This window comes from Prevotella heparinolytica (assembly GCF_004342845.1).
Taxonomy (GTDB): domain Bacteria; phylum Bacteroidota; class Bacteroidia; order Bacteroidales; family Bacteroidaceae; genus Bacteroides; species Bacteroides heparinolyticus.
The window spans coordinates 50,411-74,214 of the sequence record NZ_SLXB01000007.1 but is presented as its reverse complement, the minus strand read 5'-3'; the positions used below and the strand labels follow the sequence as shown (position 1 = coordinate 74,214).

General features: G+C 46.8%; 20 protein-coding genes. 5 read left to right on the top strand and 15 right to left on the bottom strand.

Annotated elements, in window-relative coordinates:
- Window positions 1-37: 37 nt before the first annotated feature.
- The 5 genes from atpE to ppdK all read right to left on the bottom strand — a co-directional run bounded on the left by atpE (window position 38) and on the right by ppdK (window position 6,808).
- Complete coding sequence (atpE, locus tag EV202_RS05390) at window positions 38-295, bottom strand: ATP synthase F0 subunit C (RefSeq protein ID WP_106068747.1); 258 nt, start codon at window positions 293-295, stop codon at window positions 38-40.
- 42 nt (window positions 296-337) lie between these two features.
- Complete coding sequence (gene atpB, locus EV202_RS05385) at window positions 338-1,522, bottom strand: F0F1 ATP synthase subunit A (protein ID WP_131925985.1); 1,185 nt, start codon at window positions 1,520-1,522, stop codon at window positions 338-340.
- 18 nt (window positions 1,523-1,540) lie between these two features.
- Window positions 1,541-1,783, bottom strand: a complete 243-nt coding sequence (atpC, locus tag EV202_RS05380) for an ATP synthase F1 subunit epsilon (protein WP_106068745.1) — start codon at window positions 1,781-1,783, stop codon at window positions 1,541-1,543.
- 77 nt (window positions 1,784-1,860) lie between these two features.
- Window positions 1,861-3,378 carry a F0F1 ATP synthase subunit beta gene (atpD, locus tag EV202_RS05375; protein WP_106068744.1) on the bottom strand — a complete coding sequence of 506 codons (1,518 nt, stop codon included), beginning with the start codon at window positions 3,376-3,378 and terminating at the stop codon, window positions 1,861-1,863.
- A gap of 703 nt (window positions 3,379-4,081) precedes the next feature.
- Window positions 4,082-6,808: a pyruvate, phosphate dikinase gene (gene ppdK / locus EV202_RS05370; protein ID WP_106068789.1), complete on the bottom strand. Its 2,727-nt coding sequence runs from the start codon at window positions 6,806-6,808 to the stop codon at window positions 4,082-4,084.
- Between the two features lie 205 nt (window positions 6,809-7,013).
- Here ppdK and rlmD point away from each other — a divergent pair, with 205 nt between their 5' ends.
- Window positions 7,014-8,459: a 23S rRNA (uracil(1939)-C(5))-methyltransferase RlmD gene (gene rlmD / locus EV202_RS05365; protein ID WP_131925936.1), complete on the top strand. Its 1,446-nt coding sequence runs from the start codon at window positions 7,014-7,016 to the stop codon at window positions 8,457-8,459.
- Between the two features lie 20 nt (window positions 8,460-8,479).
- On the top strand, window positions 8,480-9,391 hold the full coding sequence (locus tag EV202_RS05360; protein ID WP_106068792.1) for an RluA family pseudouridine synthase: 912 nt from the start codon (window positions 8,480-8,482) through the stop codon (window positions 9,389-9,391).
- Between the two features lie 38 nt (window positions 9,392-9,429).
- Here the strand turns inward: EV202_RS05360 and EV202_RS05355 are convergent, their stop codons facing one another.
- The gene (locus EV202_RS05355; protein ID WP_106068793.1) at window positions 9,430-9,843 is read right to left on the bottom strand and encodes a hypothetical protein; all 414 of its coding nucleotides are present in this window, start codon (window positions 9,841-9,843) and stop codon (window positions 9,430-9,432) included.
- A 467-nt stretch (window positions 9,844-10,310) separates the two neighbouring features.
- Here EV202_RS05355 and EV202_RS05350 point away from each other — a divergent pair, with 467 nt between their 5' ends.
- The 3 genes from EV202_RS05350 to rmuC all read left to right on the top strand — a co-directional run bounded on the left by EV202_RS05350 (window position 10,311) and on the right by rmuC (window position 13,325).
- Entirely contained in the window at window positions 10,311-10,955 is a 645-nt protein-coding gene (locus EV202_RS05350) for an HU family DNA-binding protein (RefSeq protein WP_131925934.1), read from the top strand.
- 171 nt (window positions 10,956-11,126) lie between these two features.
- The gene (map, locus tag EV202_RS05345) at window positions 11,127-11,981 is read left to right on the top strand and encodes a type I methionyl aminopeptidase (protein WP_106068795.1); all 855 of its coding nucleotides are present in this window, start codon (window positions 11,127-11,129) and stop codon (window positions 11,979-11,981) included.
- A 33-nt stretch (window positions 11,982-12,014) separates the two neighbouring features.
- Window positions 12,015-13,325: a DNA recombination protein RmuC gene (gene rmuC / locus EV202_RS05340; RefSeq protein ID WP_131925932.1), complete on the top strand. Its 1,311-nt coding sequence runs from the start codon at window positions 12,015-12,017 to the stop codon at window positions 13,323-13,325.
- 84 nt (window positions 13,326-13,409) lie between these two features.
- Here the strand turns inward: rmuC and nhaA are convergent, their stop codons facing one another.
- The 9 genes from nhaA to pheT all read right to left on the bottom strand — a co-directional run bounded on the left by nhaA (window position 13,410) and on the right by pheT (window position 23,644).
- A complete protein-coding gene (nhaA, locus tag EV202_RS05335) occupies window positions 13,410-14,726 on the bottom strand; it encodes a Na+/H+ antiporter NhaA (RefSeq protein ID WP_125239237.1) in 1,317 nt (438 codons plus the stop codon).
- A gap of 73 nt (window positions 14,727-14,799) precedes the next feature.
- Window positions 14,800-16,581: a translation elongation factor 4 gene (lepA, locus tag EV202_RS05330; RefSeq protein WP_131925930.1), complete on the bottom strand. Its 1,782-nt coding sequence runs from the start codon at window positions 16,579-16,581 to the stop codon at window positions 14,800-14,802.
- 123 nt (window positions 16,582-16,704) lie between these two features.
- Window positions 16,705-16,905: a winged helix-turn-helix domain-containing protein gene (locus EV202_RS05325; RefSeq protein WP_106068799.1), complete on the bottom strand. Its 201-nt coding sequence runs from the start codon at window positions 16,903-16,905 to the stop codon at window positions 16,705-16,707.
- Between the two features lie 152 nt (window positions 16,906-17,057).
- A complete protein-coding gene (locus tag EV202_RS05320) occupies window positions 17,058-17,522 on the bottom strand; it encodes a C-GCAxxG-C-C family protein (RefSeq protein WP_106068800.1) in 465 nt (154 codons plus the stop codon).
- Window positions 17,522-18,286 (bottom strand): exodeoxyribonuclease III, encoded by a 765-nt coding sequence (locus EV202_RS05315; RefSeq protein ID WP_106068801.1) that lies wholly within the window; start codon window positions 18,284-18,286, stop codon window positions 17,522-17,524. The genes EV202_RS05320 and EV202_RS05315 overlap by 1 nt, the downstream gene beginning before the upstream one ends.
- A 29-nt stretch (window positions 18,287-18,315) precedes the next feature.
- Complete coding sequence (locus EV202_RS05310) at window positions 18,316-19,581, bottom strand: Nramp family divalent metal transporter (protein WP_131925928.1); 1,266 nt, start codon at window positions 19,579-19,581, stop codon at window positions 18,316-18,318.
- 573 nt (window positions 19,582-20,154) lie between these two features.
- Entirely contained in the window at window positions 20,155-20,400 is a 246-nt protein-coding gene (locus EV202_RS05305) for a TIGR03905 family TSCPD domain-containing protein (protein ID WP_106068803.1), read from the bottom strand.
- Window positions 20,400-21,137 (bottom strand): YebC/PmpR family DNA-binding transcriptional regulator, encoded by a 738-nt coding sequence (locus EV202_RS05300; protein ID WP_106068804.1) that lies wholly within the window; start codon window positions 21,135-21,137, stop codon window positions 20,400-20,402. The genes EV202_RS05305 and EV202_RS05300 overlap by 1 nt, the downstream gene beginning before the upstream one ends.
- A 44-nt stretch (window positions 21,138-21,181) precedes the next feature.
- Window positions 21,182-23,644, bottom strand: coding sequence for a phenylalanine--tRNA ligase subunit beta (pheT, locus tag EV202_RS05295; protein WP_131925926.1), 2,463 nt, complete (start codon window positions 23,642-23,644; stop codon window positions 21,182-21,184).
- Window positions 23,645-23,804 lie beyond the last annotated feature (160 nt).

Genomic DNA, 23,804 nt, shown 5'->3' with positions numbered 1-23,804 from the left:
TCTTTTTTTATGCTTTAGACTATTGTCCGATTATACATTATAAGAAAAACACCAACAGACATACAACCACTGCCAACAAAGCGACACCTTCAATCAAAGCTGCGGCAATAATCATATTCATACGAATATCTTTGGAAGCTTCGGGCTGTCGGGCAATGGCCTCCATGGCAGAATGACCGATCTTGCCAATACCAAATCCGGCACCTATCACGGCAATACTGGCACCTAATGCCGCACCTACCTTACTAATTCCCACACCTGCCGCAGCAGCTTGCAATAATACTGATAGTAACATAACTTTCAATTTTTAAAATGTTTATTAATCCTATATACTTTTCTATTTCATTTCTACATCTACATGTTCGGGGAGTGACGTCTCCTTCTTCTCTTCATGTCCCTCCACTTGCGCCAAGCCGATGAACACCGCGGAAAGCATGGTGAACACATAAGCTTGGATAAAAGCAACCAGCAACTCCAGAGCATTCATGAAGATATTGAACAAAACTGAAGCCACCGTCAGCGAACCGTTCAGTACCGGCCCCATGCTTGCCGAAATAAAGATAAGAGATGTCAGCACCAGCATCGCCATGTGTCCGGCAAGCATGTTGGCAAACAGACGAATCATCAGGGCAAAAGGCTTGGTGAAGATACCGAACAACTCTATCATGGGCATCATCGGGAAAGGGACTTTCAACCACCAAGGCACATCGGGCCAGAATATATCTTTCCAGTAAGCCTTTGTTCCGAATACATTGACGACAAAGAAAGTGCAAAGAGCCAGAATCATAGTAACGGCAATGTTTCCCGTCACATTGGCTCCGCCGGGAAAGAAAGGCACCAGTCCCATCAGGTTGTTGATGAATATAAAGAAGAAAGCCGTCAGAAGATAAGGAGAGAACTTACGATAGTTGGGCCCTACGCACCCCTTGATGACATCGTCGTTCACCATCATAATGAACATCTCCATGAAACCGACAAAGCCTCCGGGAACGGCACTGCCTTGAGGATGCCTGCGATACCAACGAGCCACGCTCAGGATGATGACGAGCAGCAACACACTGTTGATTATCAAAGCAAATACAACCTTGGTTATGGAGAAATCCCACGGACGAACTTCATTTCCCGCCGTGTCATGCTCCACCAATTTGCCTTCGAATCGGCTTCCCTCCGGAGCAATCGACAATCCGTCGTAGCTACCTCCGTTCTCTTCCAACCGGGCGGATGAGAAGACGTGCCATCCCGACATCCGGCTGTATACGATGACAGGCAACGGAATGGTGATATGCCTCTTGCCCCAAGTCGTGATATGCCATTCATAAGCATCGCCGATATGTCCGAAGACAATCTTTTTCACGTCCATTCCGCTTTTCTTCTCTGCCGGAACCGTCCCGTCGCCTCCGCCCTGTATGGCGGCAGTAACCGGATGATGTACGGCGATGCTATCGGCATGCATGCCGACGGAGGTCAACAACCCCATCAGCACAAACAGGCCGATAAAAAACATAGTATGCTTTTGTTTCATCCTTTTCATTCCCTTTCTTCACTCTATACAGACAGTGACTCTGTTATTGTTCATTTCAACGAAACCGCCTTGAATCAGCGATTCATGCTCCTCGCCATTCACCACATAAGTCAGTTTTCCTGCTTTCAATGACGATACAATAGGGGCATGCTGCGGCAGTATCATGAACGAACCGCCCGAACCCGGCAACGTCACGCTTTCTACCTCGCCCCCGAAAAGCTCCTTTTCGGGCGACACAATAACCAAATGCAGTCTCTTCATCTTTTTTATTTACGGGTTTGTCAATTTATGCATGTCCGATATCGGAGGAAAGTTTCATCGAACAAAAAACTCACGTTTTATTTTACTTGCTCCAGCAACTTCTTTCCTTTTTCGATGGCTTCTTCAATTGTTCCCACATTCAAGAAAGCCGGCTCGGGCAGGTAGTCCACTTCTCCGTCGAGAATCATCTTGAACCCCTTGATGGTGTCCTCAATGGAAACCATCGTACCGGGAACGCCGGTAAACTGTTCGGCCACGGCGAATGGTTGCGACAGGAAACGCTGTACTCGGCGCGCGCGGTTCACCAATGTACGGTCAGCGTCCGAGAGTTCCTCCATGCCAAGAATGGAAATGATGTCCTGCAACTCTTTGTTTCGCTGCAAAATTTGTTTCACGCGCTGCGCCACCTCATAATGCTCTTCGCCCACAATGTGGGGGTCGAGGATGCGCGACGTAGATTCCAAAGGGTCTACGGCAGGATAAATGCCGAGCTCCGTAATCTTGCGGCTCAATACCGTGGTGGCATCGAGGTGTGTAAAGGTAGTGGCAGGTGCAGGGTCGGTCAAGTCATCGGCGGGCACATATACCGCTTGCACGGAAGTGATGGAACCCTTGCGGGTGGAGGTGATGCGCTCTTGCATCGCTCCCATTTCCGTGGCCAGTGTAGGCTGATAGCCCACTGCCGAGGGCATGCGTCCCAGCAAGGCCGAAACCTCGGAGCCGGCTTGCGTAAACCGGAATATGTTGTCGATGAAGAACAAGATATCGCGCGGGCCATCCGTATCAGCTCCCATGTCGCGGAATGATTCGGCCACTGTCAGTCCCGACAATGCCACTGACTGGCGGGCACCGGGAGGTTCGTTCATCTGGCCGAATATCAAGGATACTTGCGACTTAGCCACTTCATCATAATCTATCTTCGACAAGTCCCAATTGCCTTCCTCCATACTTTTCTTAAACTCTTCTCCATAGCGGATGACACCGGATTCAATCATTTCCCTCAGCAGGTCATTGCCTTCGCGAGTACGCTCTCCCACTCCGGCAAAAACGGAAAAGCCATGTTGCTTCTTTGCAATATTATTGATGAGTTCCTGTATGAGCACTGTTTTGCCTACACCGGCTCCACCGAATAAGCCGATTTTTCCTCCCTTACTGTATGGTTCCAACAGGTCGATGACCTTGATACCCGTAAAGAGTACTTCCTGCACGGTAGTCAGCTCTTCAAATTTAGGAGGCTCACGATGGATAGGATAGGCTCCATTACGATCCAACTCTCTCATTCCGTCGATGGAGTCGCCCACCACATTCATCAGACGCCCCTTTATCTGCTCGCCTATGGGCATGGTAATGGGACCTCCCAACGGATATACTTTCATTCCTCTTTGCAGGCCATCCGTACTATCCATGGCTACGGTTCTCACTGTGTTCTCGCCAATGTGCTGCTGCACTTCTACAATCAACCTTTTTTTGTCAGGTCTTTTAATCTCCAGCGCATCATGAATACTTGGCAATTTCAGTTCCGCCTCCGTTCCTTCAAAATAAACATCTACCACAGGACCTATAACCTGTGAAATATGTCCCGCAATCTGTGACATAAGCAATCTTTTTATTCTGTTTTTCTTTAATAATACCTAACTAATGCAATGTGGTCGATTTCGTATATACACGCAGATTACTTAATGTTTATCCGTACACAAACCACATTAATATTTTCACTTATAAACGTTTACTCTTAACCGTTTGTTCTCTTCAATAGTTAAATAAACAACTTTGCAAATGTAGAAACAAATTGTATCTCGTTGTTCTATACCAATGCTTTTTTTATATAAAAAAACCTATATTGAACAATTATTACTACAAATGGAACAAATTTGCGACATTACACGCCTACAAACAGAGAAGTTCGTAACTCAAAGTCACTCAGTCTTTTATTCTTATACAAAGCTAACCCCGCATACGAAGAAACGTAAGCCCACACTTGAACGGACATAATCCCACACTTGAGCGGACGTAACCCCACACTTCAGCGGGCATAAGCCCACACTTCGGAACAGCTATACTCACACTTTAGAGAAGGTAAGCCCACACCTGAAGGAAGATGAAGTGGCATATGCAGGAAAATAAACCGAGAGGACGTACATGCAACTGGCAGATCTTTCCGGCATCCGCCCATTATTTCTGAATAAACAAGCGCACAAATCACACGTTTTACAGCATAGAAAAAAGGGATTCGCCTCAAGAGCAAATCCCTTCAACTTACAGATTATCAGTTATATCTATTTTTCAGATACTTCTTTTTCAGTTCAAGTCCTCAATCGCCGCCTGCGCCGCGGCCAAACGTGCAATGGGCACACGGAACGGAGAACAGCTGACATAATTCAATCCCACCTTGTGGCAGAACTTCACTGAAGAAGGTTCTCCACCATGCTCGCCGCAAATACCGCATTTCAAATCCGGACGGATGGCACGCCCTTTCTCCGTGGCCATACGTACCAACTGTCCTACGCCATTTTGGTCGAGCACTTGGAACGGATCGACTTTCAGAATCTTCTTCTCCAGATAGATAGGAAGGAAAGAAGCGATATCGTCACGTGAATATCCAAACGTCATCTGAGTCAAGTCGTTCGTTCCGAATGAGAAGAACTCTGCCGAAGAAGCAATACGGTTGGCAGTCAGAGCAGCACGAGGAATTTCAATCATAGTACCGACCTTGAAATCAATGCTATCCCCTACTTCTTCAAACAACTTGGCGGCTTCGCCACGAATGACATCTTCTTGTTGTTTAAATTCGTACAAGATACCGGTCAGCGGCACCATAATCTCAGGATGCGTTTCAACGCCTTCTTTCTTCAACTCCAAGGCTGCACCCAAGATGGCACGCGTCTGCATCTGGGTAATTTCAGGATATGTATTTCCCAAACGGCAACCACGGTGCCCCAGCATCGGGTTGTGTTCGCAAAGCGATTCAACACGTTGCTGAATATATTGCAGACTCACTCCCATTGCATCGGCCATCTCTTGCTGACCTTTCAAATCGTGAGGAACAAACTCGTGCAAAGGAGGATCGAGCAGACGAACAGTTACCGGGAATCCGGCCATAGCCTTGAAGATACCCTTGAAGTCGGCTTGCTGGTACGGCAGAATCTTAGACAAAGCCTTGCGGCGTCCTTCGGCATCTTCTGCAAGAATCATCTCGCGCATGGCTTTAATCTTCTCGCCTTCAAAGAACATGTGTTCTGTGCGGCAGAGACCGATTCCCACTGCACCGAAGTTGCGTGCCACCTCTGCATCGTGCGGAGTATCGGCGTTGGTACGAACTTGCAGTTTAGTATATTTATCAGCCAGATTCATCAACTCGGCAAAGTCACCGGAAAGTTCGGCAGCCTTTGTTTCTACCTTACCATTATATACTTGGCCTGTGCTACCATTCAAAGAAATGTAATCACCCTCTTTCAGGAGAACGCCATCTATCTCTACTGTACGTGCCTTATAGTCGATATTCAACGCTCCCGCACCCGATACACAGCATTTACCCATGCCGCGAGCCACTACGGCCGCATGCGAGGTCATACCTCCACGAGCAGTCAAGATACCTTCGGCAACTGCCATACCGGCCAAGTCTTCGGGAGAAGTCTCAATACGTACCATCACAACCTTTTTGCCGGCAGCATGCCATTCGGCGGCATCATCTGCAAAGAATACAATCTGCCCGCAAGCAGCACCCGGAGATGCAGGCAAACCACGGGTCAAAGTCTGGGCTTGCTTCAGAGCCTTTGTATCAAATATCGGATGAAGCAACTCATCCAGTTTGTTCGGCTCGCAACGAAGCAATGCCGTTTTTTCATCAATCATTCCCTGACGAAGCAAATCCATGGCAATTTTCACCATAGCGGCACCGGTACGCTTACCGTTACGTGTCTGGAGGAACCAGAGTTTACCTTCCTGTACGGTGAATTCCATGTCCTGCATATCCTTGTAGTGGTTTTCGAGCTTGGTCTGCAACGCATCCAACTCTTTATAGATTTCCGGCATGGCCTCTTCCATGGAAGGATATTTGCTTACACGCTCTTCCTCGCTCACGCCGGCCAGTTCCGCCCAACGTTGCGAACCGACTTTTGTAATCTGCTGCGGAGTGCGAATACCTGCTACCACATCTTCACCTTGCGCATTAATCAGATATTCACCGTTGAAAAGGTCTTCGCCGGTTGCTGCGTCGCGGCTGAAGCAAACACCCGTAGCCGAGGTTTCTCCCATATTGCCGAACACCATGGCCTGAACACTGACAGCCGTACCCCATTCATCAGGTATTCCTTCCATTTTACGATAAAGAATGGCACGCTCGTTCATCCAAGAATTGAACACGGCACATACGGCTCCCCATAGCTGCTCGTAAGCACAAGCCGGGAAATCCTTACCTGTCTGCGCTTTGACTGCGGCTTTGAATTTTTTCACCAATTCTTTGAGATCTTCTACTTCGAGCTCATTATCCAACTTCACGCCTTTGGCATGTTTCACCTCTTCAATAATGGCCTCGAACGGATCTACATCTTCTTTGTTTACCGGTTTCATGCCAAGCACCACGTCGCCATACATCTGAACGAAGCGGCGGTAAGAATCCCATGCAAAACGTGCATTGCCGGTTTTGCGTGTCAAGCCTTCTACCACTTCATCATTCAGACCTAAGTTCAAGATAGTATCCATCATGCCCGGCATGGAAGCACGTGCACCCGAACGTACAGAGACCAACAAAGGGTTCTCCACATCACCGAACTTGGAACGCATCAGCGTTTCTACGTGAGCGATGGCCTGTTCTACTTCGTTTTTCAATAAAGCAACGACTTTGTCCTGACCCATTTCATAATATTCGGTACAAACTTCTGTCGTAATTGTGAAGCCCGGAGGAACCGGAACTCCTATAAGATTCATTTCTGCAAGGTTGGCACCTTTTCCACCCAACAGATTCTTCATGTCAGCCTTTCCCTCTGCCCGGCCGTTTCCAAAAGTGTAAACTCTTTTTTTGTCCATAATAAATATTTAAAGTTTCTGATTATTACTTTATTTTTCTGTTCGCAAATCTAAGTATATTTCGCATACTATAAAACTTTTTCCCTCGAAAACTTTATGCCAAAATGCAATTTCGACATTGCAATCTTTAATATTTCGTTTCATAGAGAGAATTACCGAAAAAATATCTACTTTTGCAGAAGAATTTATTATATTTGGTGTAGAAGTGGCAAGAAAGAGAAAAGAACTTCCCCTATTGGAGAAAGTGACAATAACGGATGTGGCTGCCGAAGGAAAAGCCATCGCAAAAGTCAATGATTTGGTTGTATTCGTGCCATACGTCGTCCCCGGTGACGTGGTTGACTTGCAAATCAAGAGAAAGAAACATCATTATGCCGAAGCCGAGGCAGTAAAGTTTCATGAATATTCATCGGTAAGAGCTGTTCCGTTTTGCCAACATTACGGCGTATGCGGCGGTTGCAAATGGCAGGTACTTCCCTATTCCGAGCAAATCAAATACAAGCAAAAGCAGGTAACTGACAACCTCACACGCATCGGCAAGATAGAGCTTCCTGAAATATCTCCCATCTTAGGCTCGGAAAAAACGCAATTCTATCGTAACAAGTTGGAATATACTTTTTCCAACAAACGTTGGCTCACGGCAGAAGAAGTGGGGCAAAACGTGGTGTACGAACAAATGAATGCCGTAGGATTGCATATTCCCAATGCTTTTGACAAAGTATTGGCCATAGAAAAATGCTGGTTGCAGGACGACATTTCGAACCGGATTCGCAATGCCGTGCGTGATTATGCCTATAAACACGATTACTCGTTCATCAACCTGCGCACTCACGAAGGGATGTTGCGAAATATGATTGTGCGTACGTCCACCACGGGCGAACTGATGGTAATCCTCATCTGCAAGATAGAAAGAGAGGAAGAAATGGAGCTTTTCAAGCAGATGCTGCAATATGTGGCAGACACATTCCCTGAGATAACTTCTCTGCTTTACATTATTAATAATAAGGTGAACGACACCATTACAGACCTCGACGTATATACTTTTAAAGGGAAAGACCATATTTTCGAAGAGATGGAGGGGCTGCGTTTCAAAGTAGGACCGAAGTCTTTTTATCAAACCAACTCCGAACAAGCCTACAATCTTTATAAAATAGCACGCGACTTTGCGGGGCTGACAGGCAACGAGCTAGTATATGACCTATATACGGGTACGGGAACCATCGCCAATTTTGTCTCCCGGCAAGCCCGCCGGGTCATAGGCATAGAATATGTGCCCGAAGCCATTGAAGATGCCAAAGTAAATGCCGAGATTAACGGGATAGAGAATACCTTGTTCTTTGCAGGAGATATGAAAGACCTGCTGACGGAGGATTTTATCAACCGATACGGTCGCCCCGACGTCGTCATCACCGACCCTCCCCGTGCCGGAATGCATCAGGATGTGATAGGCGTCATTCTCTTTGCCGAGCCCAAACGTATCGTATATGTCAGTTGCAATCCCGCCACGCAAGCACGCGATTTACAACTGCTCGACGTAAAATATAAGGTAAAGGCCGTTCAACCGGTAGACATGTTTCCGCATACCCATCATGTAGAGAATGTGGTATTGCTCGAACTGAAGCCTGAGAATGAGAAACCGCTAATCAACTAATCGCTAAACCACTGACCAACATGGCAAAAGAAAAAATCGTGGCAAGAGCCCGCACACAATATACGGACTATATGGTGAAAGAACCGATGGAACTTATGGAGTTTCTGGCAGCCAAAATGCCGGATGCCAGTCGCACCAAACTGAAATCGTTGTTGAGCAAGCGGATTGTATATGTGGACCGCGTCATCACCACGCAATACAACTTCCCTTTGAAACCGGGCATGAAAGTACAAATCAGCCGCGAAAAAGGAAAGAAGGATTTCAACCACAAACTGATAAAGATTGTGTATGAAGATGCATATATCATCGTTATCGAAAAAATGCAAGGATTGTTGTCCGTCAATACGGAAAGGCAGAAAGAGCGTACAGCCTATACGATACTGAACGAATACGTGCAGCGTTCGGGAAGACAGCATCGAGTCTACATTGTCCACCGTTTGGACCGTGACACTTCAGGTTTGATGATGTTTGCCAAAGACGAGAAGACGCAAAACACATTGCGCGACAACTGGCACGACATCGTGTTCGACCGCCGCTATGTAGCGGTCGTGTCCGGAGAGATGGAAAAGAATGCCGGTTCTGTTTCCTCATGGCTCACCGACCGCACGCTTTATGTACATTCCAGTCCCACGGACGACGGCGGCAAAAAAGCCATCACGCACTACCGCACGATTAAACGTGCCAACGGCTACTCTTTAGTGGAACTGAATCTTGAAACCGGACGCAAAAACCAGATACGCGTGCACATGCAGGACTTAGGGCATCCCATCATCGGCGACGGACGCTACGGACTGGAAGATGTCAATCCGATAGGAAGATTGGCGCTGCATGCCTTCAAGTTATGCTTCTATCATCCCGTCACGGGAGAAAAGATGAATTTCGAGACTCCGTATCCCGGAGATTTCAAGAAGTTGTTTTTGAGGAAACAATAAGGGGCGGCACGGCCTATTATTTGCTGTGCCCCTCTCTCCTAATAATCCATGTCCAGAGTGAAATTAAAGCCAGAAGATTCTTTGGAAAAATAGAATACACCCCGTAATCGGGTATCGCCGATTCGAACATTATTCATATAGGAAATGCCTCCTACCCGGCCATAGTCCAGAACCAGATTTCGGCTATAATCATCTTCCCACCACCATTGAAAACGGAATTGGCCATAAACTTCTCCGTCATAATAGCGTTGAAGCTCCTCGCCGAATCCATCGGCTCCAAAATAAAAGGTACTCAAAACCCGTTCACCATGTTCATCCTGCATGCCCACATAGCCTGTCCACGAACGTCCGATGAGCGCAGCATCCACCATTTCCTGGTCGTCTTCGCATGCTGTCAGACTTACAGCCAGCACACACAACAGACATATCTTCACATAACTCAAGAATCTCATAAGTCATATCGTCATTTAGCATTCAGAGACAAACATACGCAAAAAAATAAAAAACATACCATTCCTTTCGTTTTTTTCTTTATTCCGATGTCAGGATTCCGCCCTGCTTCCTTTCCGAAAGTGTCCTGTTAAATGATTCCTCCCTCGGAGATATCTATCCGATTAATCTTCTCCAAAAACTTGCCTGCTTACTAAACATTCTTTATCTTCGCATTGCGAACACTTATCTGAGCCGTGCGAACACTTATCCGCACACTGCGTTTATTTGTCCGCGCACTGCGTACAGAGATTCATCCGCGTAAAGCGACAACTTCTCTGCCCATAAAGAAACGCTTTGATACCTGTACTAAACAACTTTTCTGCCTGTATCCGACCGTAGCATTGCCTATATCAGGCAAGCAATATCCGGGCAGGCAGAGAAAGAGAATGATTAATTTATAACCAAAACTTCATTTATATATCCGATTATGGCAGAATACGACATGCAGGAGCTTACCCTGCCCAACGAAGAAGGCAAGCGCATATTTTATCCCAAGATGCAACTATACGGACAGAAAGACTTGGGAGATGTTGCAGAGAAAATAGCTAAAGCCACCACCTTCACGCGAGGAGACATTATGGGGCTGGTGCAAGCCATCGCCGACGAGATTGCCTACAATGTGAGCGGAGGCTATTCGGTAAAGATAAACGGCCTGGGCATATTCACCCCGGCATTAGGCCTGCGCAAGGGCAAAGAACGCGAAAGCGGCGAAGAGGGCGAGTCCAAGCGCAATGCGGCAAGCATCTGCCTGAAAGACATACACTTCAAGGCCGACAAGGAGTTGGTGTACGAAACAGCCCGGAACTGCCATCTGCAACGGGCAAGATACAAGAAGTGCCGCCGCTCCTCACAATCCTTCAGCCCGCAAGAACGGTTGGCCATGGCCAAGGAATACATCAGGAAGAACCTCATCATGAGCGTTGCGGAGTACTGCCGACTGACGGGGCTGCTGAGAACCGCCGCAGCCAAAGAGCTGAGAGAATGGGAGAAAAACCCAGAAACAGGCATCGGAAGCAAAGGACGACGCACACACAAAGTGTATGTCCTGAAACCGGACAACACCGACATGTAAGGAGACGAAAGAAGAATCGGCCGCGCAAATCCCATGCGTTTTTTAAGAAGCATGTACGGACGGATATGCCGGAGAGGCGTGTGCGTGTGTGCGTTTTTTTATGCCCTATGTACACAACCATACCGTATTATTCCGTATTTTTGCCTGTCATTTATAAAAAGAAGAAGTAGTATGAAAAAGGGTATGAAAGGAGTACGGTTTACTCCCAAAAACTATTCCGACGAGGTAGAAGCAAAAATCCAACAATATAAGAAAGAAGGATATAAGTTGCCGTCGCGCCACCTGTTGCGCACGGAAGAACAATTGGCCGGCATACGCGAAAGCGCCAAGATAAACACGGCACTGCTGGATTACATATCGGCCAACATACGCGAAGGCATGTCCACCGCCGAGATAGACCACATGGTTTACTGCTTCACTACCGACCACGATGCAATCCCCGCTCCTTTCCTTTACGAAGGATTCCCCAAAAGCGTATGCACAAGCATCAACGATGTCGTATGCCACGGCATACCCAGCACGAAAGAGTTTTTGCGCAGCGGAGACATAGTGAATGTAGATGTATCTACCATTTATAAGGGTTACTTCTCCGATGCCTCGCGCATGTACATGATTGGAGAAGTCAGCCCCGAAAAGCAACGCTTGGTGCAAGTGACGAAAGAATGCCGCGACATCGGTGTACGGGCAGCCCGACCTTGGGCACGCCTCGGCGACATAGGCGCAGCCATTCAAGAGCATGCCGAGAAGAACGGATATAGCGTGGTGCGCGACCTTTGCGGACACGGCGTAGGAGTGAAATTTCATGAAGAGCCGGATGTGGAGCACTTCGGGAAACGCGGCACGGGCATGATGATAGTGCCGGGCATGACGTTTACCATCGAACCGATGATTAATATGGGAAGGTATGAAGTGTTCATCGACGAAACCGACGGCTGGACTGTATGCACGGACGACGGACTGCCCTCCGCACAATGGGAAAGCATGATATTGATTACAGAAGACGGAAACGAAATCTTGACCGAATAGGATTTAAAACGATTCATTTCAATAAATAACGACATGGATATAATACTACTCATCACGGGCATCTGCACAGGCCTCGTCATCGGCTATCTGCTTGCCTCACGAAAAGTCGACGCCATACGTGCCGAAATAGGTGGAAAAGAGAAAGAGATGGAGTTGCTGAAACAGCAGCAGGACAAAGAAGTGAGCATGCTGAAACAGCAGCAGGAAAAGGAAACGGATTTGTTGAAGCAACAGCAGGAAAAAGAAGTAAAAGCACTGAAGCTGCAACAGGAAGAGGCCGAAGCTCTGCACAAACGTATGAGCATCGAATTCGAGAACCTCTCCAACCGCATCTTCCAAAACAAAGCCGAAGACTTCAAGAAACTGAATGCCGAACATCTCGGCAACTTGTTGCGCCCTCTCGGAGACAATCTGAAAGATTTCCGCGAAAAAGTAGAGCAAGTTTACAGCAACGAATCCAAGGAGCGCTTCTCTCTTAGCGAGCGTATCAAGGAATTGGTGGAGTTGAATAATCGGCTCAGTGAAGATGCCAACAACCTGACCCGTGCCCTGAAAGGCGACTCGAAAATGCAAGGCAACTGGGGGGAAATGATTCTGGAACGCTTGCTGCAAGCCTCCGGCTTGATTGAAGGAGAACATTATACACGTCAGGAATACCTGAAAGACGAGCGTGGAGATGCCATCGCCAACGAAGAGAGCGGCCGGAAAATGCAACCGGACATCATCGTGAAATATCCCGATGACAGGGAAATGATTATAGACTCCAAAGTTTCACTCCTCTCCTATACAGCCTATACTTCCGCCGAAAGCAAGGAGGAACAGGCTCGCTTGCTGAAAGCGCATCTGCAATCTGTCCGTACGCATATCGACGAACTAAGCCAAAAGGACTATTCGCGCTACAACATCAAGTCGCCCGATTTCGTAATGATGTTCATCCCCACCGAGGGCGCCTATCTGCTTGCAGTTCAGGCCGACGCCACTCTTTGGGAATACGCTTATAACAAAAAGGTGGTATTGATAAGCCCCACCAACCTCATCAGTGCCCTGCGCCTTTCTCTCGATCTCTGGAGAAAAGAGAATCAGGTGAAAAACGTACAGGCCATCATCAAACGCGGCACAGCCCTCTACGAAAAGATAGCCGGCTTCACCGATACTTTCCTCGCCATCGGCGACAGGCTTACCGGTCTGCAAAAAGACTATGAACGTGCCTTCAACCAACTATCGGACGGAAACGGAAGCATAGTGCGCCAAGCAGAAATGCTGAAAGGCATGAGCCTTACGCCGAAAAAGAGAATCTCGCCAAAACTCCTGCCCAAAGATAAGGAGACGGAAGAGACGGAATAAGCATCCGTATACAAACTACCCCTTATTCCCTTTTTGGAAAGGTATCCGATAAAGGGAATAAGGGGTAGTTCGGAATCTCCGGGATTATAACTCCTTTTTGGGCAACACCATGTTCAAGACAAGATAACCGAGCAAACCGGCAACTATCGTACCCAGCAGTACGCCGAACTTCGCCTGATTCAAGAGTTCCGGATAATCGCCTGCAAAGGAAAGATTAGCCACGAACAAAGAAACCGTAAACCCGATACCTCCCAACAACGAGACGCCGGCAATATTTTTCCAGTTCATACCCGAAGGCATCGGAGCCAATTTGCTCTTTATCGCCACCCACGTGAAGAGGTAGATACCTACGAATTTCCCTAAAAGCAATCCCACGGCCACGGCTATGCTCACGTCACCCACTACATCGCCACTGTCTCCAAGCACTACACCGGCATTGGCAAAGGCAAACAACGGGAGGATAACGAAATTCACCACCCCATGCAGATTATCTTCCAATGACTGCAACGGACTGATGACAAAGTCCGAAGCACGCTCCACCCTCTTCAGTTTGGCAATCTGCTCATTGTCCAACACAATATTGTCTGAATGAGAGACTGGGAAACAGTTTACAACGGCACGGATATGTTTGATATACCGCCCTGCATCCAGACGCGGACGTGCCGGTATCACAAATGCCAATATCACACCCGAAATAGTGCTGTGGATACCCGACTGGAGAAACAAATACCAGATGACAACTCCTCCCGACAGGTAGAGAATCTTTTGCGTCATTCCCCGTTTGCCCAAATAGTAAAGAATTGCATAGAGCGCTGCCGCTATCAGCAAATACTCATACGCCACATCCGAACTATAAAACAAGGCTATCACTAAAATACCTCCAATATCGTCAACTACGGCAAAAGCCGTCAGGAATATCTTCAGGCTCAAAGGCACTCGCTTGCCCAGCAGACTGAGTACTCCCAACGAGAAAGCAATGTCCGTAGCCATCGGTATAGCCATGCCTTGCGCATCGGGAGTGCCTTGCACCACCAACAAAGAGTAGAACAGCACCGGCAATATCATTCCCCCGCAAGCTGCAATGAAAGGAAGCACCGCCTTACGGAAAGAGGATAACTCGCCCACCAGCAGTTCGCGCTTTATCTCCAATCCTACGGACAAAAAGAAAATCGCCATCAAACAATCGTTGACAAATTCAATCATCGTAAGCGGATGCCCTCCGTGTGAAAACAAGTTGAAGTCTCCGACACGGAGATACAATTCTTGCGACAAAAAGTCTTGATAAACCGGCGCCATCGGCGAGTTAGCCACACATGCAGCCATTATTGCCACTACAAACAATAAAATACTTGCCCAGACATTGAGCGACAAACGACTTTTGATAGAAAATATTTTTTTCATATTGATTAGATGTTGGAATCGTTTATATGAAAGAGAATGTCAAACACGACACATCCTCCCTCAAAAGATTTTATCAATCCAGCTTCAGTACTGCAAGAAAAGCTTTCTGCGGCACCTCCACATTACCAATCTGTTTCATTCTTTTTTTACCTCTTTTCTGTTTCTCAAGCAACTTGCGCTTACGGCTCACATCTCCGCCATAACACTTTGCCGTCACATCCTTACGCACAGCCTTAATCGTTTCGCGGGAAATAATTTTCGCACCGATAGCCGCTTGAATGGCTACATCAAACTGTTGTCTCGGAATCAAGTCTTTCAGCTTTTCGCACATCCGTCGTCCCAGTTCGTAAGCATTGTCAAAATGCGTCAAAGTAGAAAGAGCATCCACCGGCTCGCCGTTCAGCAAGATATCCAGCTTCACCAGTTTGGAAGGACGAAAGCCATTGGGATGATAATCGAAAGAAGCATAACCTTTGGAGATACTCTTCAACTTATCATAGAAATCGATAACTATCTCGCCAAGCGGCATATCATAATAGATTTCCACACGGTTGCCCGAAATATATTCCTGTTTCACCAGTTCGCCGCGCTTGCCCAAACAAAGGGTCATGATAGGACCGATATAGTCGGTAGCGGTAATCACCGAAGCACGGATATAAGGCTCTTCGATATGATCGATCATTGTCGGGTCGGGCATACTGCCGGGGTTATGCACCTCGGTCATGTTGCCTTGCTTGTCATAAATATTATAAGATACGTTGGGAACTGTTGTGATGACGTTCATATCAAACTCACGGTCGAGACGTTCCTGCACAATCTCCATGTGAAGCAAGCCCAGAAAACCGCAACGAAAGCCGAAACCCAAAGCCAACGAGGATTCCGGCTGGAAAGTCAGCGAAGCATCATTCAGCTGCAACTTCTCCAGCGAAGAACGCAGATCTTCAAAATCTTCCGCCTCAATAGGATATACGCCTGCAAAAACCATCGGCTTCACCTCCTCAAATCCGGCAATGGCTTCTTTGCAAGGGCGCATGATATGCGTGATGGTATCACCCACTTTCACTTCTTTGGAGGTTTTGATGCCCGAAATGATATACCCCACATCGCCGGTACGCAGTTCGGAACGCGGAAGCATATCCATTTTGAGTACGCCTATTTCGTCCGCATCATACTCCTTGCCCGTATTGAAGAACTTCACCTTATCTCCTTTACGGATTACGCCGTTCACAATCTTGAAATAGGCAATGATGCCGCGAAAAGAATTGAATACGGAATCAAAAATCAAAGCCTGAAGCGGAGCCTCTTCACTGCCTTCCGGATGAGGAATGCGTTCAATAACGGCGGCAAGGATTTCTTCCACTCCCATACCCGTCTTGCCGGAAGCACGAATAATTTCTTCACGTTTGCAACCCAGCAGCTCGACGATTTCATCCTCCACCTCTTCGGGCATGGCGCTCGGCATGTCGCATTTATTGATGACCGGGATAATTTCCAAATCATGTTCGATGGCCATATAGAGGTTGGAAATAGTCTGAGCCTGCACACCCTGCGAAGCATCTACAATGAGCAACGCGCCTTCGCATGCGGCAATGGAGCGCGACACTTCGTACGAGAAATCCACGTGTCCCGGAGTATCAATCAGATTCAAAATATATTTCTCGCCTTTATACGTATAGTCCATCTGTATGGCATGGCTCTTGATGGTAATGCCTCTCTCCTTCTCCAAGTCCATGTCATCCAGCATCTGTCCGTTAGTCACTTGTATGGTATTGGTAAACTCCAGCAGACGGTCTGCCAGTGTCGATTTACCGTGGTCGATATGGGCAATAATGCAGAAATTGCGTATATTATTCATTGTCAACAATTATCTATTTATTCGGTGCGCAAAGATAATGAAATCGGGGCAAATAAAAAAGATGCGTTGACAACATATACATGTATCAACGCATCTTTTTATAACATTCTAATCAATCTCTGCTTAGTTCAGCTTTACAAACAATTCGCCTTCTACTTCGGAAGTAACGACCTTGTTCTCTCTCAATAACCAACCCAAACCGAGGAAGAAGTCCTTATCAACCAGTTTGGTTACTTTTTTGATTTGCTTGTGTGTCAAGCCATCTGTGCCATTCAATGCTGTCCAAATCTGTCCTGCAACATTTCCAGCTTTTTCTTGTAACATTTCTATTTGCTTTTAGTTAAACGTTATCCTCATCTCCATTAACAAAGATGCAGGTGTTTCTTATATCGCTGCAAAGATAGACAAAATATGTTATAGAACACGTTTATAATCATATTTTTTTATATAAAGGGGCATAAAGTTCCGTTTCATTACTATTGATGCGCCTTTTCCATGTATTCAGTCCAGATTCGGGCAGCAACTTCCACCATCTTGGCACAAGGACGCTTTGCATAATATTGTTCTGTCCTCGCTTCGGGAATAGAAGATTTTTCCACTTTCTCCAGTCCCAACAACTTGGCACAAATTATAGAACCATTGCGTTTCTCGAATTCTTGGGCCAACTCCTGCACCAAAGCATAATTGGCCGCCTTGCTTTCACGGTCACTGGCACGTACCGCTCCTTTTTCCAATCCGGCCAGCATGAACAGCCCGCACGCGGCGCCACACGTCTGGCGCATGCGGCCGATACCGCCTCCGAAAGATGCGGACATGCGCAACGATTGTTCTTCCGTAAATCCATACATGTCGGCAAAAGCCGCCACAACAGATTGAGAGCAATTATACCCACTCTTGAAAAGTTCGACCGCCTTTGCTATTCTATCCTCTGTCTCCTTCATTACTCTGCAATTTCCAACAACATCGGGCAATGATCGGAATGAACGGCATCGCTCAGTATCCGAGCCTCCTTCAGCATCGGACGCACCGGTTCATTCACCATGCAATAATCTATGCGCCAGCCTTTATTCTTGGCGCGAGAATTAAAACGGTAGCTCCACCATGTGTATTCCTGCTTATCCGGATGAAGAAACCGGAAGCTGTCGATGAAACCCGCATTGAGGAAACGTGTCATCCACTCGCGCTCTTCGGGCAGGAAACCGCTATTGGTGGCATTGCGCACAGGATCGTGAATATCTATTGCCTCATGGCATATATTATAATCACCGCAAAGAATCAGTTTAGGACGGGTACGCTCAAGTTCAAGCACATACTCCTGAAATTTTTCCAACCAAATCATCTTGAATGCCTGACGTTCGTCGCCACTGGTTCCGGAAGGATGGTAGACGCTTACAACGGAAATATCCCCGTAATCGGCACGAATAAAACGTCCCTCGTTATCATACGCTTCCATCCCCATGCCGTATTCCACATGATCCGGCTCACGCTTAGTCAAAACAGCAACCCCGCTATACCCTTTCTTTTGTGCGGAATAGAGATAATGTTTGTATCCTAATGCATCCAACGCCTCGGCAGGATATTGCTCCGGTTGCAATTTCGTTTCTTGCAGACAAAGCACATCGGGCCGCTCTTGCGCCAACCAATCGGGAAATCCCTTCGTCACGGCAGCCCGCAACCCATTCACATTGTATGTAATAATTTTCATATCCGAATTTCTTTTAAAAGTTTCTTTATTCAGGATGTCAATTCGGAGATTAACAGCATGATATTCAAAGCCGTGACAACGGCAGCTATGGAATAAAGCACAAAAGTGCTCCATTTACTGTTTGCATACTGTCCCATTACTTTTCGAGAAGAGGTCAGTCCGACTTGGAGAAAGACAGTGAAAGGCAACTGAATACTCAATACCATCTGAGAAATCAACAATCCATTGAAGGGATCTCCGATAAAGAAAATCAGCAGCAAGGCAAGGCCCAACGAAAGTATCACGCCTACTTGCGAATGACTGTCTTTAATATGATAAGCCTCTCCGAATATTCCGGCAAAAATAGACCCCGCAGCCATGCCGCTGGTGATTGTAGAAGATATGCCTGCCATCAGCAGCGCCAATGCAAAAACCACGGCAGCGCTGTTTCCCAATAAGGGTTCCAACAAAGATTTGGCTTGCTGCAACTCTTCCACCTGAATGCCTCCTTTATAAAAGGTTGCCGCAGCCAGCAGTATCATGGCGCTATTGATAGCCCACCCCACCACCATGGAGAACAGTGTATCGAACAGTTCGTATTTCAACACCTTCCGGATAGAAGCATCGTCTTTCTTATTATATTCATGGCTCTGTATCACCTCCGAATGAAGAAACAGGTTATGAGGCATCACCACCGCTCCCAACACGCTCATAATAATCAGCATGCTACCATGCGGGAAAGAAGGCGTCACCCATCCCTGCACGGCCACAGGCCAGTCTATCTTCACCAGAAAAAGCTCGTAAATAAAAGAAAGTCCGATGACAGAGACAAATGCGATAATGGAACGCTCAATCTTTTTATAGGAGTTGGTAAAAAGCATAATGAAAACAAACGCCGTCGTCAATACCGAGCCCCATATAATAGGAATGTCGAAGAGCATTTGCAAGGCAATGGCTCCTCCCAATATCTCTGCCAAGGAAGTAGAGACGGAAGCCAGTACCGCCGTGCCGAGTATGGGACGCGACACCCATGAGGGAGTATATTTGGTGGCGGCCTCGGACAAACATAAGCCGGTCACAATGCCCAAGTGTGCCACATTGTGCTGCAACACTATCAACATAACGGTAGACAATGTGACTACCCATAACAAGGAGTAACCAAACTCGGAACCGGCGGCAAAGTTAGAAGCCCAGTTGCCCGGATCGATAAACCCCACCGTCACCAGCAGTCCGGGACCTATGTATCTGAAAACGTCCAGACCGCCCAGATAACGTTTATGGTCTCTCCGTTTCAGGTCTTTAAGAATATTCTTCATTGTCTTCGTTTATTTAAAAGTGTAAAAACATTGAATTAATAACAAATACGCTCCTATTAAGTTCGCAAGGAGGTCGATAGTTAAATTAAAACAAGTCAGGGTCCGTTTCCGGAGTCAGTCCGAGAAGTCTTTCGACAATCCATATCCCTCCCAAGATCAACCTTGTCTTAAAGTGTGGGGATAGCGATTGTAAGCTGGGGGCTCACCTCCCATAAAGTGTAGGAATACCTCCTCTAAAGTGTGGGCATACGCCTGCTGAAGTGTGGGCTTACGCTTACTGAAGTGCGGGCTTGTGTCCATTAAAGTGTGGGCAAACGCCTCCCCAAATACAGGCTTATGGTGACACAAGCGCACAACACTGATTTACACAGAATTACAATATAGAAAGATTTGTACGCCAAACTTTCTGACCGCCCCTGTTTCCATTCGCGCTACGATATAATATCAGACGCGGATTTCGCGGGATTAACACAGCTTCCGTTGACAAAATCCGTGAAAATCCGCGCAATCCGCGCCTGAGAAGAAAACCATACGGAGTTTTGCCTCTACATTCTCTTATTTCAAGCAAAAGGCTTAATACCCCATCTCATGCAGCGCTTTGCACAATTGGTCGGGACAAGAAGTGGAGCGCCTGCCGCAACGAATACCTTCCAGACGGCTTATCACCATATCCACCGGCATGCCTTTCACCAAGCGCGAAACTCCTTGCAGGTTTCCATTACATCCACCCCAAAATATCACTTCTTTCACAATCCCATCTTCTACTTCAAGCTCGATGTTACTGCTACATGTACCTTGAGTCTTATATGTGTACATCATTACGCTTCGCCTTCTTCCGGTTTCATATTGGTATAAACCGTCTGCACGTCGTCGAACTCTTCAAGACGTTCTACCATTTTGTCAATGGTCTCGCGCTGTTCGGGAGTCACGTCTTTCAGGTCATTCGGGATATAGGTAAACTCACCGCCGACATCCTCAAACCCACACTCTTCCAGATGTTTCTGAATGGCCGCGTAGCTCTTCGGATCACCGTAAATCGTGATTGTACCTTCTTCCTCATCCTCTTCATAATCCTCTTCCACATCATAGTCTATCAAATCGAGGATTAACTCTTCCATATCCATGTCGTTTTTCTTTTTGAAAGTAAACACACATTTATGGTCGAACAAGAAAGCCAAAGACCCCATGGTTCCCAAATTACCACCGAACTTATTGAATACGGAACGGACATCCGCTACCGTACGGGTGGTATTATCCGTCAAAGTGTCAACAAAAACAGCAACGCCATGAGGGCCATATCCTTCATAAGTCATGCTCTTGTAGTCGCTTTGGTCTTTACCCATCGCGTTCTTGATGGCGCGCTCGATATTATCTTTCGGCATGTTTTCGCGTTTACAAGTAGCGATAACCGAACGCAAAGTCGGATTGTTTTCCGGTTCCGGACCACCGGCCTTTACCGCAATAGCAATTTGTTTACCCAACCTCGTAAAGGTCTTTGCCATGTGGCCCCATCTTTTAAGTTTGGCGGCCTTTCTATATTCAAATGCTCTTCCCATTGGAACTATATTTATTTTTTAATTATAAATCATTCGATACTTAATCAGCGTAACTTGGCTCCCAGCATGTTTTCCAAATTAACCACCAACTTCGACATAATCTTGTCTATCTGCTTATCATTCAGTGTTGCATTCTCATCTTGCAACAAGAAACTTACCGCATAGCTCTTCTTGCCGGCTTCCAGATTCTTGCCTTCGTATACATCGAAAAGAGCGACTTCTTTCAGCAACTTCTTTTCCGTCTCATAAGCAATTCTCTCGATTTCGGCAAATTGCACTTTCTTGTCGAGCAACAAGGCCAAATCGCGCTTCACGGCCGGGAACTTGGATAGTTCCGTATAATTCACTTTTATGTTTTTGATGGCTTTCAGCAATTCCTTCCAATTCAGGTCGGCATAATACACCTCGTTGTCAATGTCGAATGCTTTCAGCAGCTTCTTCGAGATAGAACCAAACGTTGCCAGCCTCTTCCCTCCTCTTGTCTGTACGGACAAGGCGGAAGCATAAATATCATCCGTCAAGTTACCCACAACCAAATCTCTCATCTGCAATCCCAAACGTGCAAAGATATTTTCAACGTATGCTTTCAGTTCGTATACGGAACTGTCTTCATCCGGATGTGCCCATGAGTTGGAAACTCTTTTACCCGTCACCCACAAACCGAGATGGAAATCTTCAGAGTAAGCCGCCAATGCTTTTTCCGGATTCTTCTTTTCTTCATGGAAGCAATAGCAGTTACCATACTCAAAGAATTTCAAATCGGCATTCTTACGGTTGGCATTATGCGCAATGCTTTCCAAACCTCCGAAGAGCAGCGTTTGGCGCATTGCATTCAAATCTGCGCTCAACGGGTTCAAGAGCATCACAAGATTCTTCGAGGGATAGGACTCCAGATTGTCGTAGTAAGCCGCACGGGTCAATGAATTATTCAATATTTCGTTGAAACCGCAGCCCACCAACTGTTCGGCAATGAGATTCTGCAACTTATTCGATTTATCATGCTCGCCTTTTGTCGTCAGGCAAGATTTCAATGTAGACGGAATTTCCACATTATTATATCCATAGATGCGCAGAATATCCTCTATCACGTCGCAGTCGCGTTGCACGTCCACGCGATAAGGAGGCACAGCCAACGTAAGCCCTTCGGTGGTTTCCTTCACAATCTCCATCTCCAAGCTTGTCACAATGCTCTTGATTGTATCCGTCGGAATGACCTTACCAATCAACGAATGTACCTTTTCATACGAAAGTTCCACGCTGAAGTCTTCTATGGGAGCAGCGCATACATCCTTTATCTCGGAAGAGACGATACCTCCCGCGAGTTCTTTTATCATCAGTGCGGCAAGTTTCAGACAGTAAACCACGTTGTTGGGGTCGGCTCCTCTTTCAAACCGGAAAGAGGCATCCGTATTCAACCCGTGACGACGGGCCGTCTTACGCACCCACGTAGGATGGAAATAAGCGCTTTCGAGGAATATATCTTTAGTAGCCTCGGTAGAACCGGAATCCAATCCTCCGAAAACGCCGGCGATGCACATGGCATCTTCCTTGTTGCAAATCATCAGGTCGCGCTCGTTCAGTTTACGCTCCACGCCGTCAAGAGTGACAAAGGGCGTGCCTTCAGGCATTGTTTTCACAATCACCTCACGCCCTCTGATCTTATCGGCATCAAAGCAATGAAGCGGTTGCCCGAAAGCGTGAACAATATAGTTTGTGATATCCACTACATTATTTATAGGGCGCAGGCCGATAATGCGAAGTTTGTTTTGCAACCACTCCGGACTTTCTTTTACCGTAACCCCTTTCAGCGTCACTCCGGCATATCGGGGACACGCCTCTGTATTCTCTACCGTTACTTTAATATCCAAATCATGGTTCTCAACGGCAAAAGCATCCACAGACGGTTTCTTCAAGGCAGTCTGCTTTCCGTTCTGCGTCAGATAGGCATACAAATCGCGGGCCACGCCATAATGCGAACAAGCATCGGCACGGTTCGGAGTGATGTCCACCTCCAATACATAATCGCTTTTTATATTATAATAATCCTTGGCAAGCATACCCGGAACCGCCGTATCAGGCAGCACAATGATACCCGCATGGTCTGTGCCGACACCTATTTCATCTTCGGCACAAATCATACCCACGGATTCTACTCCGCGAAGTTTCGACTTCTTGATAGTGAAACATTCGTCACCATCATACAGTTTTGTGCCTAAAGTGGCCACTACCACTTTTTGTCCGGCTGCCACATTGGGAGCGCCGCATACAATCTGCACGGGTTCTCCCTGTCCCAAGCCAACGGTTGTAACATGCATGTGGTCCGAATTTGGATGGGCCTCGCATGTCAATACTTCACCGATGACCAATCCTTCCAATCCTCCCTTGATGGTTTGCACCTCCTCCACACTTCCTGTTTCCAATCCGATAGACGTCAAGGCGGCTGCAACCTCATCCGGCGTCAAATCAAAATCGACATACTCCTTCAACCAATTATAAGAGATATTCATATCATTGTTTTTTTATTGTTTCCAAAAGTGACCTGCAAAGTTAATAAGTTTTTTCGGTTGACGGGGAATTATCTCATAAGAAAATAATAAAAAGGAGTAACCGCTTGAACGAAATTTCTGTTTTCTATTCCTTAAATTGAAAATAGTGACAAAGAAAAAT

Bases quoted from the DNA above. Each gene is read 5' to 3' on its own strand.
- atpE (WP_106068747.1), bottom strand. From the start codon at position 295: ATGTTACTATCAGTATTATTGCAAGCTGCTGCGGCAGGTGTGGGAATT.
- atpB (WP_131925985.1), bottom strand. From the start codon at position 1,522: ATGAAACAAAAGCATACTATGTTTTTTATCGGCCTGTTTGTGCTGATG.
- atpC (WP_106068745.1), bottom strand. From the start codon at position 1,783: ATGAAGAGACTGCATTTGGTTATTGTGTCGCCCGAAAAGGAGCTTTTC.
- atpD (WP_106068744.1), bottom strand. From the start codon at position 3,378: ATGTCACAGATTGCGGGACATATTTCACAGGTTATAGGTCCTGTGGTA.
- ppdK (WP_106068789.1), bottom strand. From the start codon at position 6,808: ATGGACAAAAAAAGAGTTTACACTTTTGGAAACGGCCGGGCAGAGGGA.
- EV202_RS05360 (WP_106068792.1), top strand. From the start codon at position 8,480: ATGGCAAAAGAAAAAATCGTGGCAAGAGCCCGCACACAATATACGGAC.
- EV202_RS05355 (WP_106068793.1), bottom strand. From the start codon at position 9,843: ATGAGATTCTTGAGTTATGTGAAGATATGTCTGTTGTGTGTGCTGGCT.
- EV202_RS05350 (WP_131925934.1), top strand. From the start codon at position 10,311: ATGGCAGAATACGACATGCAGGAGCTTACCCTGCCCAACGAAGAAGGC.
- map (WP_106068795.1), top strand. From the start codon at position 11,127: ATGAAAAAGGGTATGAAAGGAGTACGGTTTACTCCCAAAAACTATTCC.
- rmuC (WP_131925932.1), top strand. From the start codon at position 12,015: ATGGATATAATACTACTCATCACGGGCATCTGCACAGGCCTCGTCATC.
- nhaA (WP_125239237.1), bottom strand. From the start codon at position 14,726: ATGAAAAAAATATTTTCTATCAAAAGTCGTTTGTCGCTCAATGTCTGG.
- lepA (WP_131925930.1), bottom strand. From the start codon at position 16,581: ATGAATAATATACGCAATTTCTGCATTATTGCCCATATCGACCACGGT.
- EV202_RS05325 (WP_106068799.1), bottom strand. From the start codon at position 16,905: ATGTTACAAGAAAAAGCTGGAAATGTTGCAGGACAGATTTGGACAGCA.
- EV202_RS05320 (WP_106068800.1), bottom strand. From the start codon at position 17,522: ATGAAGGAGACAGAGGATAGAATAGCAAAGGCGGTCGAACTTTTCAAG.
- EV202_RS05315 (WP_106068801.1), bottom strand. From the start codon at position 18,286: ATGAAAATTATTACATACAATGTGAATGGGTTGCGGGCTGCCGTGACG.
- EV202_RS05310 (WP_131925928.1), bottom strand. From the start codon at position 19,581: ATGAAGAATATTCTTAAAGACCTGAAACGGAGAGACCATAAACGTTAT.
- EV202_RS05305 (WP_106068803.1), bottom strand. From the start codon at position 20,400: ATGATGTACACATATAAGACTCAAGGTACATGTAGCAGTAACATCGAG.
- EV202_RS05300 (WP_106068804.1), bottom strand. From the start codon at position 21,137: ATGGGAAGAGCATTTGAATATAGAAAGGCCGCCAAACTTAAAAGATGG.
- pheT (WP_131925926.1), bottom strand. From the start codon at position 23,644: ATGAATATCTCTTATAATTGGTTGAAGGAGTATGTCGATTTTGATTTG.